The sequence below is a fragment of the Mycobacterium toneyamaense genome, from assembly GCF_055384815.1.
This window is the reverse complement of the sequence record NZ_AP040333.1, coordinates 891,429-906,013: the sequence shown is the minus strand read 5'-3', so window position 1 is coordinate 906,013 and position 14,585 is coordinate 891,429. Positions and strand designations below refer to the sequence as shown.

Below are 14,585 nucleotides of genomic sequence, written 5' to 3'. Positions count from 1 at the left end.
ACCCCGCCGAAGTCTTGGCGGGCTCGCAGGGTGCCGCGCTGTAGTGCACGGAGGCACTGATGGTGACGGTAGAGGCTGATCTGGTCTGCGTCGAGTCCCGGTTGGCAGCTGGCCAGATCAGCTGCCCGGCGTGCTCGCAGGGTGTTCTTGGCGGCTGGGGATTCGCCCGCACTCGCCGTGTCGTCGGTCTGGCCGGTGCGGTTCGGCCGCGGCGGGCGCGGTGCCGGTCGTGTCTGGTGACCCATGTGTTGTTGCCGGTCACGGTGTTGCTGCGTAGGGCTTATGCGGCACAGGTGATTTGGGAGTCTTTGTCGCTGCGCGGCCACGGGCAGGGGTATCGGCAGATCGCTGAGCAGTTGCGGGTTCCGGCGGCCACGGTCCGCGGCTGGCTACGTCGGGCCGGCGGGCGACTTGAGGCGGTTCGGGCGCGGTTCCTCATGGTGGCGGTTCGAGTCGGGATCGATGTGACGATTCCCGACGAGCGGAGCAGTCCCTGGGGTGACGTGGTGGCGGCGGTCAACGCCGCGGCGGCGGCGATCCGGCAGCGGTTCGGACCGGCCGGATTGGTGGGCGCGGTGACGCCGGCACAGGTGCTGGTCGCGGTCAGCGGCGGCCGGCTGCTCTCACCGGGCTGGTCCTGGATGCGGTAGGTCCGGTACGCAACACCAGTTGCCTCTGACGCGGCGCGGCGTGATCGGTGATCCTCGCGAAGGCACCTGCCCGGCATTGGTTTCGGGCAGGGCCTTCGACTGCGAGGAGGGCACTGCGGTGTCATTGGAGGAGCACAAGCGTCGGGAGCGGGCCCAAGCGATCGGACTGTTCCGGTATCAGCTGATCTGCCCGGCGCTGGACGAGGGGTTATCGACCCGCCAACGGGGTCGGCTGGTCCGCGAGATCGCCGAACGTCGCCATATCGACCCGTTCGGCACCCAGGTCCAGATCGCGCGAGCCACCCTGGACCGTTGGATCCGTCGCTACCGGGCCGGCGGGTTCGAAGCGTTGGTGCCCGAGCCGCGCCGGCTGGCCACCCGCACCGATGTCGGGGTGCTGGAGCTGGCCGCCTCGTTGAAGCGGGAGAATCCGTCACGCACCACCGCCCAGGTGGCCCGCATCCTGCGCACCGCGACCGGATGGGCACCCTCGGAATCGACCCTGCTGCGCCATTTCCATCGCTGCGAGCTGATGGGCCCGGCCGCCGGTGGCGCCAGGGAGGTGTTCGGCCGGTTCGAAGCCGCCGACCCCAACGAACTGTGGGTCGGCGACGCTCTGCACGGTCCGCGGGTCGGTGACCGCAAAACCTACCTGTTCGCCTTCCTCGACGACCATTCTCGGTTGGTGGTCGGTCACCGGTTCGGGTTCGCCGAGGACACCGTGCGCCTGGCGGCCGCGCTCAAACCCGCGCTGGCCGCCCGCGGCGTGCCAGCCTCGATTTATGTCGACAATGGTTCGGCGTTCGTCGATGCCTGGCTGCTGCGGGCGTGCGCGAAACTCGGTATCCGACTGGTACATTCGGCGCCCGGGCGCCCGCAGGGACGGGGCAAGATTGAACGGTTCTTCCGCACCGTGCGTGGGCAGTTCCTCGTTGAGGTCACCGACACCACCACCGAGGACCTCGCCGCCGCCGGGGTCGACCACACCGGTGCGCTGTTGGAGCTCAACCGGCTGTTCATGGCCTGGGTCGAGACCGAATACCACCGCCGCACCCATACCGAGACCGGGCAATCCCCACTGGAGCGCTGGGACACCGGCTGGGACCGCCTTGGTCACACTCCGGAGTTGCCGACGGCGGCGGATCTGACCGAGGCGTTCTTGTGGTCGGAATTTCGGGTGGTGACCAAGACCGCCACCGTCTCCCTGCATTCCAACACCTACCAGGTCGACCCCGCCCTGGCCGGGCGCCGCGTGGAGCTGGTGTTCTCCCCGTTCGACCTGCAGACCGTCGAGGTCCGCCACCGCGACCAGAGTTTCGGTGCCGCGACACCGCACACCATCAGCCGCCATGCCCACCCGAAAGCCCGACCCGAGACCGTCGAGACCCCGCCGGCAACGACGGGGATCGATTACCTGGCGTTGACCGCTGCCGCCCATCACGAGCAGCTGCGTGAGGATGAACGTATCGGCTATCACGCCCTCTACGGAACCGACTCCGACGGCGACCAGGTCGCCGCTCAGCTCTCGATCACCGACCTCGCTCCCACCGAGGACGAGTTCGAGGACGGGGTGTCGGCGTGAGTATTCAACGGTTGCAATCACATTGGGGCTTCACACGGATGCCGTTCGGGCGGGATCTGGCGCCGTCGATGCTGCACCGCCACCCCGGCCACAGCGAAGCGATCGCCCGCATCGGCTGGTGTGTGGACCAATGCGCCATCGGCGTCATCACCGGCGAAGTCGGCGCTGGCAAAACCGTCGCGATCCGCGCGGCAGCCACCTCCTTGGATCCGGCGCGGCACGTAATCATCTACCTCGCCAACCCCACCATCGGGGTGCGCGGCATGCTCACCCACATCGTGGCCACCCTCGGGCACACCCCGGCGTTTCACACCGCCCGGCTGGCTCCCCAAGCCGCAGACGCCTTGGCCGCCGAGCACGCTGAACGTGGCCGCAACCCCGTGTTAGTCGTCGATGAAGCCCACCTGCTCGACAACCATCAACTCGAAGCGATCCGGCTGCTGACCAACCACGACATGGACAGTGGTTCACCGTTCGCCGTGGTCCTGGTCGGGCAACCCACCCTGCGGCACCGACTGCGTCTGGGTGTTCTGGCCGCGTTGGATCAGCGCATCGCCGTGCGCTACACCCTGCCCGGCATGACAGCGGCCGACACCGCCGACTACATCGGGCATCACACCAAGATCGCCGGCCGCTCCGATGCGCTGTTCGCCGACGACGCGATGACCCTGATCCACAACGCCTCCCGTGGACATCCGCGTGCGGTCAACAATCTCGCCCTGCACGCGCTCACGGCCGCGTTCGCCGCCGGGCACTCCATCGTCGGGGAGAAAGCCGCCCGCATCGCCATCAGCGAAACAGCAACCGACTGAACCCGATCCGCTTCACCACGGCGACGACCACGTCACCGCGACGAGGATCCCGTCACCGAGATCACAAACGCCCCGCTCGCCACAGTCGAGCGGGGCGTTCTCATCAGTGCATCGTCATCAACACCGATGACGCCGACATCGTCATCTTCAACGACGGCCAACAGTGAGTGACGGAGGAGGGCGCCCTGCTGGTAGGGGTGGGTGAACGCAACGAGGTTCTCGCCGTCGCCGGCTGCGTGTTGCCGCTCGTGGCCCAACGCGCCGCGCTGGCGTTCACCCACAAGCCCGGTCGCCGGCAGCACGGACGGCTGGCACCTTTCGATTTCGCGGTGGCGGTTAGCGCCGCTCGGGACAGGACGGGCAGCCAGCGTCGCAGCACGGGCAGTCATCCATCGACATCGACATCGGCATCGACATCGACTTGGACATCATCGGCGCCATGGCGGCCATGTTGCACCACATCATCGCCGGCTTGGACCCTCCGGTGGTGTACGCCACGACCATCGGGTCAGGCCCGGTGACATCGAAATAGATTTTGCCTGTGGCCGATTGCCCCTCGGCAAGGGTGGCTGGCGAGATACCGGTGGGGGTCGCCAGCTGCCACAGGACTGGGTATTGAGTGTGCCGTGCGCCCATCGCACTGAAGTTGGGGATCACCGGTGTCACCGCGCCGGATGCAGCGCGCACCGTCACCGTCGCTTCCCACAGTCGCCCGGCCAGGGGGTATCCCGGAGCAGCGTCGGTACTCGGGCGAAGGTCGGTCAGAGTCCACTCGGCAGTCGCTGCGCCGCTCGCGTCGGTTAGCTGTTGCTGTGCCCCAAGCTGGTGCGGGCATTTCATCGCGGCTGCCGCAAGCGGCGACCCGATCGTCATCACCGCAATCAGCGCTACGGCCGTCATGATCAGCTGCCGGATCGCACGCACCATGGCCATTCACCTCTCCTCAAAACCTACGTGGGTACTACGGACATTAGTACCAGTTGACGTGTGCGGCGGTCGAATGCCCTCGGATGCATTCCTGCTGACGCCGCATCCATGGCCTGCAGTACCGCGCGTTGAGCGAAGTTCGTGTGAACCTTCTTTGAGCCCGGTATCTTTTCGCACCGGATGGCCTTCGGTGTGGCCAGCGCTGTCGGTTCGACCGCACTGTCTGGGGAACCCCATGGCGTTGACCGACGACGAGCGTGAGACGCTGCAGCGGTGGGCGCGGCGGTCGCGGATCGTGTTGGGTTGCGCGGCAGGCAAATCCAACAAGGTGGTGGCAGGCGAGGAGGGCGTGTGGCCACAGGCCGTGGTTAAGTGGCGCCAACGGCTCCTGACCGATCGCCTGGGGCGTGTCTCCTAATTGGAGAGTTCCCACGCGGGTGTGGATTACGGCGCAGGCCAGCAGGACCCCGCCGAGGTAGGTCAGGGCGTATTTGTCGTAGCGAGTGGCAATACCGCGCCATTGCTTGAGCCGGTTGAAACCCCGCTCGACGGCGTTGCGCAGCGCGTAGCGCGCGGGGTCGAATGCGGGCGGGCGTCCACCGTCGGGCCCTTTGGCTTTACGCCGGGCGATCTGGTCACTGCGCTCGGGAATGGTGTGTTTGATTCTGCGGGCACGTAATTCGATCCGCGTGCTCGGATGCGAGTACGCCTTGTCGGCCAGCAGCCCGAAGTTACGCCCGGACATGCCACGCTCCGTCCGGGCCGCGACATGCTCATCGAGCAGCGGTATCAACTGCGGATTGTCGCCGGCCTGCCCGGCGGTCAACCGGACCGTCACCGGGGCCTGGCGTTGATCGGTCAGGGCATGGATCTTCGTGGTCAGCCCGCCCCGGGAGCGACCGATGGCGTGGTCGTCAGGCTCCTCGACGGATTTGTTGTAATTCGATAGTGCCCCCTGTGACCATCGTGTCCGAACGAGCGCCCGCCGCATGCTGATGTGCCCGCACGCTGGTCGAATCCACCGACAGCAGCTTGTCGATGTCCGTGACCATCGCCTCATCCAACCCGAACGCCACCGCGACCCGGGCGAACATCTCGTCGTAGGTGCCGTCCAACGACCAGCGGTGATGGCGCTTCCACACCGTCTGCCACGGCCCGAATTCGGCGGGCAGATCCCGCCACGGACTGCCGGTGCGGAACCGCCACGCGATCGCTTCCAGGATCATCCGATGATCGCCGAACCTGTTACCCCGCTTGCCTTCATGCGACGGCATCACCAGTTCAACGACCGACCAGAACTCGTCAGAAATCACATCCATCCGCGTCACTGGTCAATCGTCGCCGGTGAACACCCTCGTATTCGGGAGACACGCCCGCCTGGACGGTCTCGATGACGATCCGCGCCCGTGGTGTGGGCCACGCACGATCACTGACGACCAGATTGAATCAGGGCTCGTGTCGACGTTGGAGCGCTCGCCGACCGACGCCACGCACTGGTCGCGGGCGTCGATGGCCAAAGAATCAAGACTGAACCGCCCCAGGTTTGATGCCGCTGCTGTTTGAGTCCGGAAGGATGAGCAGCATGCCGAAGAAAATCGATCCTGCCTTGCGTGAGCGGGCGGTGCGGCTGGTGACCGAGCATCAGCAGGAGTACTCGTCGTTGACCGCCGCTTCGGAAGCGGTGGCCCGTCAGCTTGGGGTGGGTAAGGAATCGGTGCGGCGCTGGGTGGTGCAGGCCCAGATCGATGATGGTCAACGACCCGGTGTCACCACGGAGGAGAACGAGGAAATCAAGCGGCTGAGGGCTGAAAACCGAAGGCTACGTGAGGATGTCGCGATTCTGAAAGCGGCGACAACTTTCTTCGCGGGGGAGCTGTGCGCCACGAGGCGCTGGGTATATCGAGAGGCGGTGAGAGACCGTCTCCTTTGGGTCGTCGCAGCGGCCTGAGGAAGCATCGGGGCAGCCGATCGCCGGGAACGACGGTGAGCGGTGGCAAGCGGCCCCGAGAAGGCGAGCCGTGCCGGTACTGCCAGACGGTGCGGGCTTGTCGAGCAAGGTCAGAAGGTGCAGCGCAAGCGAACCAGTGTCAGACGCTCCGTAACCGCGAAGCCGGCTCCAACCTGGTGGATATGGGCCGGTATGCAGTGCACGAACCCGAGCGGGTGGGGTTTGACTCCGAAGCCGTTTAGTTCCAGCGGTGGGGAGGCCACGGTGAAGGCCTGCGGCGTAACCATGGCGATGCTGCCGGAGTAGAGCTGGGCGCCTCCCTGACCAATCGATGACCTGGTGAACGTGGGAACCACCTTGCGGGACCGTTCATTTCGTTTCCGGTAGCCAGCCGGGGCGGGTGTGACGACTCGGGTTCGGAGTCAAGGAACCGCATTCGGGTGGGGCGGAGGCTTCGTAGTAGTCGCGGGCGGTGACGTGCCCGCCGTGGAGACCGAGAAAGGCGGTCACAGGGCGAAGGGGGCCAGCAAGACATGCAGTGCGGAAATTGGAAGATCAGGAGATGACGTTATGTCGCCGGTGAATACCGACGAGCTGGAGTTGGCGCTGATGCTGGCGCGGCAACGGGTACTGAAGATCCAGACCAAGCTGCACCGTTGGGCACGCGATGATCCTCATCGCCGGTTCGACGATCTGTTCAACCTCGTCACTGATCCCGCGTTCATGTTGGTGGCGTGGGATCGGGTCAGCGGGAACAAGGGTGCCGCCACGGCCGGGGTCGATCGACGCACCGCGTCGTCCATCACGGCTGGGCAGGGTATCGAGGCGTTCCTCGATGAACTGCGGTCGCAGGTAAGGGACCGCAGTTTCCGCCCGTTGCCGGTGCGCGAGCGGATGATCCCCAAAACCGGTGGTGCGTTGCGCCGCTTGGGGATTCCCACCGTGACCGATCGGGTGGTCCAGGCATCGTTGAAGTTGGTGTTGGAGCCGATCTTCGAGGCGGATTTCCTGCCGTGTTCCTACGGTTTCCGTCCGAAGCGCCGCGCTCATGATGCGGTGGCCGAAGTGCGTTACCTCGCAACACGTCCCCGGTGTTACGACTGGGTTGTTGAGGGAGACATCAAGGCCTGTTTCGATGAGATCGACCACACGGCCCTGATGGGCCGGGTGCGTCGACGCGTCGGGGACAACCGTGTCCTGGGATTGGTGAAGGCGTTCCTCAAGGCGGGCATCTTCACCGAGGACGGCCTGCTGGCGGACAGCACCGCCGGAACCCCGCAGGGTGGGATTCTTTCGCCGTTGTTGGCCAATGTGGCGTTGTCGGTGCTCGACGAACACATCGCCGGGTTGCCGGGTGGTCCGGCCACCGGCTCGGTGGAGCGTGCTCGACGACTTCGTCACGGGCAGCCGAACTTTCGGCTGGTCCGCTACGCCGACGACTGGTGTCTGATGGTGCGGGGCACCAGAGCCCAGGCCGAAGCACTACGGGAGGACATCGCCGCCGTGTTAGCGACGATGGGGTTGTCAACGACGGTCGAAAATTGACCCCGTAGCGTCGGTTGAATTTTGACCCCCTTGGTTGTGGTTACTTGCTGGTTCTGACCAGTTCTCGGCGTGTTTTGGTCCGGTAGGAGTCGCCGTTGATGGTGATGACTTCGGCGTGGTGGACCAGTCGGTCGATCAGGGCGGCGGCGACGATCTCGTCGGCGAAGACTTCGCCCCAGCGGCCGAACGGCATGTTCGAGGTGATCAGGATCGATCCCTGTTCGTAGCGGCTGGCGATCAGTTGGAAGAACAGGTTGGCGGTGTCCGAATCGAACGGCAGGTAGCCGATCTCGTCGATGATCAGCAGTCGGTAGCGGCGCAGCCGTTTGAGCTCTTGTGGCAGGCGGCCGCTGTTGTGGGCGTCGGTGAGCCGGGCCGCCCAGCCGGTCGCGGTATCAAAGAGCACCGGGTAGCTGCTCTGGGCGGCCTTGATGCCCAGAGCGATGCCCAGATGAGTTTTGCCGACCCCGGGTGGTCCGAGCAGAATCACGTTGTCGCCCTTGGCGATCCATGTGCTTGTCGCCAAGTGTGCGATCACATCCCGCGGCAATGACGGTACATGGTCAAAGGTGAAGTCTTCCAACGTTTTTGTCGCCGGGAACCGGGCACCGGCAATACGTAATGCGGTGCCGTTGGCTTCGCGTTCGTTGACTTGGCGCTCCAGGACCGCGGCCAAATATTGTTCGTGGCTCCACGTTTCGGCGCGAGCCCGCTCAGCCAGCTCAGCCCACATCCGCCGGATCGTCGGGGTTTTCAACACCCGGGCCAGATACTCGATCTGTTTACCAATCTCGCTGTGGCCGTGCATGTTTGGGTCGTTCATGATGGTTCTCCCAGGACGGTGAAATCAACGCCGAACAGGTCGTCGTAATCGGGCAGGGAACGGATCGGCACCAGGTGCCCGTCACGGTGGGTGCGCACCCGACCGCTATCGCCGGTGGTGCGTTGTTGGTGGTAGTGGCGGCGCAGCAGCGCGGCGGCGGCCACGTGCTGCGGGTCGGTGAGCGTCATGTGCCGGGCCCAGCACCGCTGATGGGTGGCGACTACCTGCCCTTCGCAGGTGACGATCACGCGATCGAGGGTGGCGGTGATATCAACAAGCCGACCGATGACCGCCGGATGCACCGAGTAGTCGTTACCGGCGACCCGCACGTAGTAGTCCCGCGCCAGGCGCACCCGATGGCAGATGCCGGTCGCCGGGGGTACCGGCGGCAGCAGTGTCATCCCGGCCAGGTCCTCGGCCAGCAGATCGATCGGACGGGCCCGGATCGAACGCACCCGAGTGGTGTTGGCGTGCTCGGTCAGCCACGCCTCGAACTGGGTGTTGAAATCGGCCGGCGAACCGAACACCCTGCCTGGCAGGAACGAGGTCTCAAAGAACCTGTTGTTGCGTTCAACCATGCCCTTGTACTCAGGGTCCGCCGGTGGAGCCAGCTCCAGGCGGGTGCCCAACGTCCCAACAAACGACGTGGCCACCACCGTGGGCCGGCCCGTGCCGCCGATCGCAGACTCGCGGTCCCACACCAGTTTGGCGGTCACCGCGCCGATCCGGCTCAGCAGCTGCCACATCCCGGCCAGAATGTCGCCGCCCTGGCGCGAGGGGATCATCAACCCGGCCCGGAACCTCGAATACGCCAACGTCATCACCAACACCGGCAAGATCGCTAACTGGTTGTGGCCCAACGGGATACGGTAGTCGGGGAACCACAGGTCCCACTGCGAACAGGCCCCCGGCTCGTAGATCACTCGATCAGCCGGATCGAGGCCGCGGTACTCCGGGCGGATCACCCGCACCCGGTCTTTGAGCACCGTGATCGACCTGGTCCACCCGATCCGCTGTGCGATCACCGTCGCTGGCATCCGCGGATGGTCCTTGAGCAACGCCCGGATCTGCGGTTCGAACGCATCCACTGCCGAACCCCGCGGTGCCCGCGAGTACTGCGGCGGCGCATCGGCCGCCAACGCCGACCGCACCGTATTACGGGCCACACCGAGCTGACGCGCGATCTCCTTAATCGGCACCTGCTCCGTGCGATGCAAACGGCGGATCTCCGCCCACTGCTCCACTGAAATCACCCTCCTATCAATGACGGGGGTCAAAATTCACCCGTCGACAGGGGGTCAGTTTTCAGGCGTCGTCAACAGGGGTTGCGTCTGTCGCCGGATAAGACCCTGATCACCCACATCGACGAGGGGCTGGACTTTCTCGGGTGGCACATCCAGCGTCGCCGCAAACGAGGCACCAGCTGCAGCTACGTCTACGTTCATCCGTCCACGAAGTCCGTGTTGGCGGTCAAACGGAAGATCAAGACGCTGCGCCGAACAGTCGAACCCAGCCAGCCGCTCGATGACCTGCTGCGCCGGATCAACTCGACGCTGCAGGGCTGGGCGGGATATTTCCGGGCCGGGGTGTCCTCGGCGACCTTCTCCTACCTGAGCCACTACACGTGGCAGACGGTGTGGCGTTGGCTGCGCCGAAAACACCGCAAATCGACCTGGAAACAGTTGCGCCGCCGCTACTGCGGCGGCGGCTGGTGGCCAACCACCGAGGACCGGATGCTGATCGATCTGGAGAAGATCGGCACCACCCGCTACCGCTACCGCGGCGCGGTCATCCCCTCGCCCTGGCCGACCCCCGAGGAGGACACCACAGCAGCCTGACCGGGTCTTGTGGAGAGCCCGGTGCATTGAAAGGTGCACGCCGGGTTCGGGAAGCGGCCCGGGAAAACGGAACAGCCCCAACGGTTGTCACCGCGTCCCGGGCCGACTTTCACCGACCCCCGCAACCGGTGATCTTCGCGTTCATCGACGATCAACGCGCCGCTGGGCACGCGGTCGAGTCGATCTGCCGAGTCTTGTGTGAGCAGGGCTGTCAGATCGCCGCGCGCACCTACCGGTCCTGGAAACAACCAGGCCGGACGGTAGCGGCCCGCACCATCACCGACGCCCAGGTCATCGACGCTGTGCGTGGCCTGGCGTGGACCACCAACGCCGCCGGCAAGCGCGTTCTGGCCCCCGAGGGGCTCTACGGGCGGCGCAAGATGACGGCCCTGATCCGCCGTGCCGCGCTGCCAGAGGCCTCGGCGGGCTCGGTGCACCGGGCGATGTGCACGTTGGGTCTGCAGGGCATACGGCGGTCAAAGAAGGTGCGCACCACGATCCCGGACACCGACGGGCGCCGCGCCCCGGATCTGCTCAACCGCAACTTCCATGCGAGCGTCCCGAACCGGGTATGGGTCACCGACTTCACTTACGTGCGGTCCTGGGCGGGCTTTGTCTACGTGGCCTTCATCGTCGACGTGTTCGCTCAGCGGATCGTGGCCTGGCACGCGGCCACCACCAAGACCACCGATCTGGTGATGGTCCCGTTGCGGATGGCCGTGTGGCAGCGCCGTCACGAAGGTCATCCCACCGCAGCCGGCGAGCTCATCCACCACAGCGACGCCGGAAGCCAATACACGTCGGTCCGTTTCACCGAACACCTTGAACTGGAAGGGATTTCACCTTCCATTGGCAGCGTCGGGGATGCCTACGACAACGCTCTGATGGAAACGATCAACGGCTTGTACAAGACCGAATGCATCCGAACCACAGTGTTCCACCCGGGGCCGTTTAGGACCATCGCCGACGTCGAGTACGCGACAGCAGCCTGGGTCGAGTGGTACAACAACCGAAGGCTGCACTCCAGTCTCGGCATGGTCAGCCCAACCGAGTACGAGCACGCCCACTACAGCGCCCTCGACCGAGAGCGTCAACCCGTATAGCAGCGGCGGAAAACCTGGGGCGGTTCACTGGGTAGACCAGCGCGAGTTGCTCGAGTGCCTTCTTCCAGTTGGTGACCACCTGTCCTTCCACGAGGCGTCCGGGGGCTGTGCGGCCCTGTTTCTGGCCGCGTTCCTTGGCCCGCTCGGCGGCGCGTTTGTCTTCGATGTTGCAGATCGCCAGCCACAGCAATTTGACCACTGCGGCGTCGTTGGGGAACTGGCCGCGGTGCTTGATGATCTTGCGCAACTGATATTCAACGACTCGATTGAGTTGGTCGTGTAGATCACCCGGCGCAGCTCGGGCGGGAACGCCAAAAACGGGATGAACTGCTCCCATGCCCGTTCGAAAACCATTGTCACCGTTGGGTTCTTCTTCCCCAGCTCCGAGGCGGCGAACGCGTCCAACTCGACGCGGGCAGCGTCGGCATCGGCTGCGGTGTAGATCGGCTTGAGCGCCGCGGCCACGGCCTTGCGGTCGCCGTAGGACACGAACCGCAGCGCGTTGCGGAGTCAGGTGCACCACGCAGGTCTGCACCGCGGCCTGCGACCAGGTCGCGGCGATCGCCTCCGGAAAGCCCGTGAGCCCGTCGCAGCACACGATCAGCACGTCCTTGACACCCCGATTGGCCAGGTCCGCGCACACCGACGCCCAGAACGAGGCACCTTCATTGGGCTGGACCCAGATCCCCAGAACGTGCTTGACCCCGGCCATATCCACGCCCACCGCGATGTGCGCGGCCTTGTTGCGGGTGTGGCCACCGTCTTTGACCTTCACGATCATCGCGTCGAGGTAGATCACCGGATACAGCGGCTCCAACGGCCGGCGCTGCCAGGCCAGCACCTCATCGGAGATCTTCTCGTCGACGATCTTGGAGATCGTCTCATGCGACACCTCGGTCCCGATCGTCGATTGAAGATGAAATTGGATGTCCCGCAACGTCATTCCGCCTGCATATAGCGAAATGATCATGTCGTCGAGCTCGCCGATACGACGGGTGCCTTTAGGTACCAGTGTGGGGGTGAACGAGCCATCGCGATCCCGCGGCACATCCAGGGGCACCGGGCCGGCTTCGGTGAGCACGGTCTTGGGTGAGGTGCCGTTGCGAGCATTGGGAAGCACCCGACCGGCCGGGTCACCTTTGTCGTATCCCAGATGATCGGTCAGCTCGGCGGCCAGCCCGCGTTCGAGAGCGAGCTTGATCAGCCCGGGCAGCAGCCCGCCTTCACCGGTCAGCGCGACCTCGCCGGTATCGATCTGCGCCAGCAGATCATCGACCGCGCCCGACGCCCGAAGCGCCTCGGCCATCTCCACCGTGGAAGCCGCCTCAACCAGGGATGCATCCATGTTCTTGCCTGTTGTCACGTCCTGCGATCCTTCCGTTAACAGGACTTACACAGACCATTTGACACGCCCGCCGGCGAGCTCACCCGCGACGACCTGGTGAAGTCGGGGCGATTCACCTTGGCCTTGAACTTCTCGTCGTACCTCTTCGCCATAATGCGAACAACCTTCCCTCAAAAGAAGGCGCGCACAAAGTCGGGGCGGTTCACTGCGCAGATCGGCCACCATCTGCACCGCCCGCGCCTTCAACTCCTCCGGATACCGCCGTGAGCAATGATCAATACCTGTGGATGAGGCCCGGGGAGGCGGCCTGAAAGTGGGCGCACCTTCCCGAGGATGATCATCACGGAATCAGGTATTCGATCAAGACCGGCGTTGGCGCGCTGGTTGGGAAGGTACGCCCATGCTCACCGTAGTTCACGATGCCGAGGAGGCCAACGGCGGCGAGGCCGGCCGGTCGTTGTTGGACGAGATCGTCCGCGACGGAGCCCGGCAGATGTTGGCCGCTGCACTGCAGGCCGAGGTCGCCGCGTACGTCGCCGCATTCGCTGATCAGCTCGACGAGAACGGTCACCGACTGGTGGTCCGCAACGGCTATCACCAGCCGCGTGAGGTGTTGACCGCGGCCGGTGCCGTGCAGGTGAAGGCGCCGCGGGTCAACGATCGCCGTGTCGACCCCGATTCTGGTGAGCGGCAGCGGTTTTCCTCGGCGATCCTGCCGGCCTGGGCACGCAAGTCTCCGCAGATGAGTGAGGTGCTGCCGCTGCTGTATCTGCACGGCCTATCGACCAGCGACTTCGGGCCCGCACTCGAGCAGTTCCTCGGCTCGGGTGCCGGGTTGTCGGCCACCACGATCACCCGTCTGACCGCGCAGTGGCAAGACGAAGCCCGTACGTTCGCTGCCCGGGACCTGTCCGGCAGCGACTACGTCTACCTGTGGGTCGACGGCATTCACCTCAAGGTCCGCCTGGACCAGGAGAAGCTGTGCCTGCTGGTGATGCTCGGCGTGCGCGCTGACGGCCGCAAAGAGCTCGTGGCGATCACCGACGGCTATCGGGAGTCATGCGAGTCGTGGGCGGATCTGCTGCGCGACTGCAAACGCCGCGGCATGACCGCCCCAGTGCTGGCCGTCGGCGATGGCGCGCTCGGGTTCTGGAAGGCGGTGCGGGAGGTATTCCCGTCGACCAAGGAGCAGCGCTGCTGGTTCCACAAGCAGGCCAACGTCCTGGCCGGGCTGCCGAAGTCAGCGCATCCGGCCGCGCTGGCGGCCATCAAGGACATCTACAACGCCGAAGACATCGACAAAGCTCAGGTCGCGGTCAAGGCCTTCGCGGTTGCCTTCGGCGCGAAGTACCCGAAAGTGGTCGCCAAGATCGTCGACGACCTCGATGTCCTGCTGGAGTTCTACCACTACCCCGCCGAGCACTGGATCCATCTGCGTACCACGAATCCGATCGAAAGTACCTTCGCCACAGTGCGTTTGAGAACGAAGGTCACCAAGGGTCCGGGATCGCGGGCCGCTGGATTGGCCATGGCCTACAAGCTGATCGACGCCGCGCAGGCCCGCTGGCGGGCCGTCAACGCCCCACATCTGGTCGCCCTCGTCCGCGCCGGAGCGGTCTTCCACAAAGGCAAACTGCTCGAACGACCCACCGACATCACCCCACCGACACCACCGTCAGACGGCGATCAGCACACCGAAACGGAGGTCGCCTGAAACACCCCGATCCACAGGTATTGACAATTGCTCTGCGGGTGGTCGACATCACCTAATGGGAGAGTCGGATTTCGTTCCGACACGCAGGAGGCGAACCGGCAGGGGTCACTGAGATTTCACCGATCCGGGCGCAGTCTGGCCGGTGAGCTGCCGGCAGGTGATCACTGCATGTGATGACACGGACGCGTCAGAGATCTCTTATGTAGACGGTGACCCTGCCGGTCCGCCACGAGGTACGTGATCGGCTAGTGAGATGCCGCGCCATCGAGCGCTGTCCATTAGGTCGCCGCACCAGCCT

10 protein-coding genes and 4 pseudogenes are annotated in these 14,585 nt (G+C 65.1%); 8 read left to right on the top strand and 6 right to left on the bottom strand.

The features are described from left to right. Positions 1-59: 59 nt before the first annotated feature. The 3 genes from ACZ5IQ_RS04285 (at position 60) to ACZ5IQ_RS04275 (ending at position 3,044) form a co-directional block, all read left to right on the top strand. On the top strand, positions 60-650 hold the full coding sequence (locus tag ACZ5IQ_RS04285; RefSeq protein ID WP_061000565.1) for a hypothetical protein: 591 nt from the start codon (positions 60-62) through the stop codon (positions 648-650). A gap of 118 nt (positions 651-768) precedes the next feature. After that, positions 769-2,232: a DDE-type integrase/transposase/recombinase gene (locus ACZ5IQ_RS04280; protein WP_071289796.1), complete on the top strand. Its 1,464-nt coding sequence runs from the start codon at positions 769-771 to the stop codon at positions 2,230-2,232. Between the two features lie 38 nt (positions 2,233-2,270). Continuing rightward, positions 2,271-3,044, top strand: coding sequence for an ExeA family protein (locus tag ACZ5IQ_RS04275; RefSeq protein ID WP_226522213.1), 774 nt, complete (start codon positions 2,271-2,273; stop codon positions 3,042-3,044). A gap of 32 nt (positions 3,045-3,076) precedes the next feature. On the opposite strand, the gene ACZ5IQ_RS04270 is transcribed toward ACZ5IQ_RS04275, so the two are convergent. The 3 genes and pseudogenes from ACZ5IQ_RS04270 to ACZ5IQ_RS04260 form a co-directional block, all read right to left on the bottom strand. Continuing rightward, positions 3,077-3,346 carry a hypothetical protein gene (locus ACZ5IQ_RS04270; protein WP_464480870.1) on the bottom strand — a complete coding sequence of 90 codons (270 nt, stop codon included), beginning with the start codon at positions 3,344-3,346 and terminating at the stop codon, positions 3,077-3,079. Positions 3,347-3,380: 34 nt separating this feature from the next. After that, on the bottom strand, positions 3,381-3,977 hold the full coding sequence (locus tag ACZ5IQ_RS04265; RefSeq protein ID WP_464480869.1) for a DUF1942 domain-containing protein: 597 nt from the start codon (positions 3,975-3,977) through the stop codon (positions 3,381-3,383). Between the two features lie 400 nt (positions 3,978-4,377). Continuing rightward, positions 4,378-5,299: pseudogene (locus tag ACZ5IQ_RS04260) on the bottom strand (IS5 family transposase); the annotation flags it as partial. Positions 5,300-5,553: 254 nt separating this feature from the next. Here ACZ5IQ_RS04260 and ACZ5IQ_RS04255 point away from each other — a divergent pair. Beyond that, positions 5,554-5,841, top strand: a pseudogene (locus ACZ5IQ_RS04255) (transposase); the annotation flags it as partial. A gap of 564 nt (positions 5,842-6,405) precedes the next feature. Further along, a complete protein-coding gene (locus ACZ5IQ_RS04250) occupies positions 6,406-7,464 on the top strand; it encodes a reverse transcriptase domain-containing protein (protein ID WP_464480868.1) in 1,059 nt (352 codons plus the stop codon). 40 nt (positions 7,465-7,504) lie between these two features. On the opposite strand, the gene istB is transcribed toward ACZ5IQ_RS04250, so the two are convergent. After that, positions 7,505-8,287 carry an IS21-like element helper ATPase IstB gene (gene istB, locus ACZ5IQ_RS04245; protein WP_212812412.1) on the bottom strand — a complete coding sequence of 261 codons (783 nt, stop codon included), beginning with the start codon at positions 8,285-8,287 and terminating at the stop codon, positions 7,505-7,507. Beyond that, the gene (istA, locus tag ACZ5IQ_RS04240) at positions 8,284-9,540 is read right to left on the bottom strand and encodes an IS21 family transposase (protein ID WP_165605542.1); all 1,257 of its coding nucleotides are present in this window, start codon (positions 9,538-9,540) and stop codon (positions 8,284-8,286) included. Before istA ends, istB begins: the two co-directional genes overlap by 4 nt. Before the next feature lie 207 nt (positions 9,541-9,747). Here istA and ACZ5IQ_RS04235 point away from each other — a divergent pair, with 207 nt between their 5' ends. After that, positions 9,748-10,125 (top strand): group II intron maturase-specific domain-containing protein, encoded by a 378-nt coding sequence (locus tag ACZ5IQ_RS04235; protein WP_420846239.1) that lies wholly within the window; start codon positions 9,748-9,750, stop codon positions 10,123-10,125. Further along, positions 10,092-11,228, top strand: a pseudogene (locus ACZ5IQ_RS04230) (IS3 family transposase); the annotation flags it as partial. The gene ACZ5IQ_RS04235 and the pseudogene ACZ5IQ_RS04230, both read left to right, overlap by 34 nt. A 28-nt stretch (positions 11,229-11,256) precedes the next feature. Here the strand turns inward: ACZ5IQ_RS04230 and ACZ5IQ_RS04225 are convergent. Then, a pseudogene (locus ACZ5IQ_RS04225) lies at positions 11,257-12,591 on the bottom strand (IS256 family transposase); the annotation flags it as partial. A gap of 382 nt (positions 12,592-12,973) precedes the next feature. Between ACZ5IQ_RS04225 and ACZ5IQ_RS04220 the strand changes: the two are divergent. Further along, the gene (locus ACZ5IQ_RS04220) at positions 12,974-14,287 is read left to right on the top strand and encodes an IS256 family transposase (protein ID WP_024455803.1); all 1,314 of its coding nucleotides are present in this window, start codon (positions 12,974-12,976) and stop codon (positions 14,285-14,287) included. Positions 14,288-14,585 lie beyond the last annotated feature (298 nt).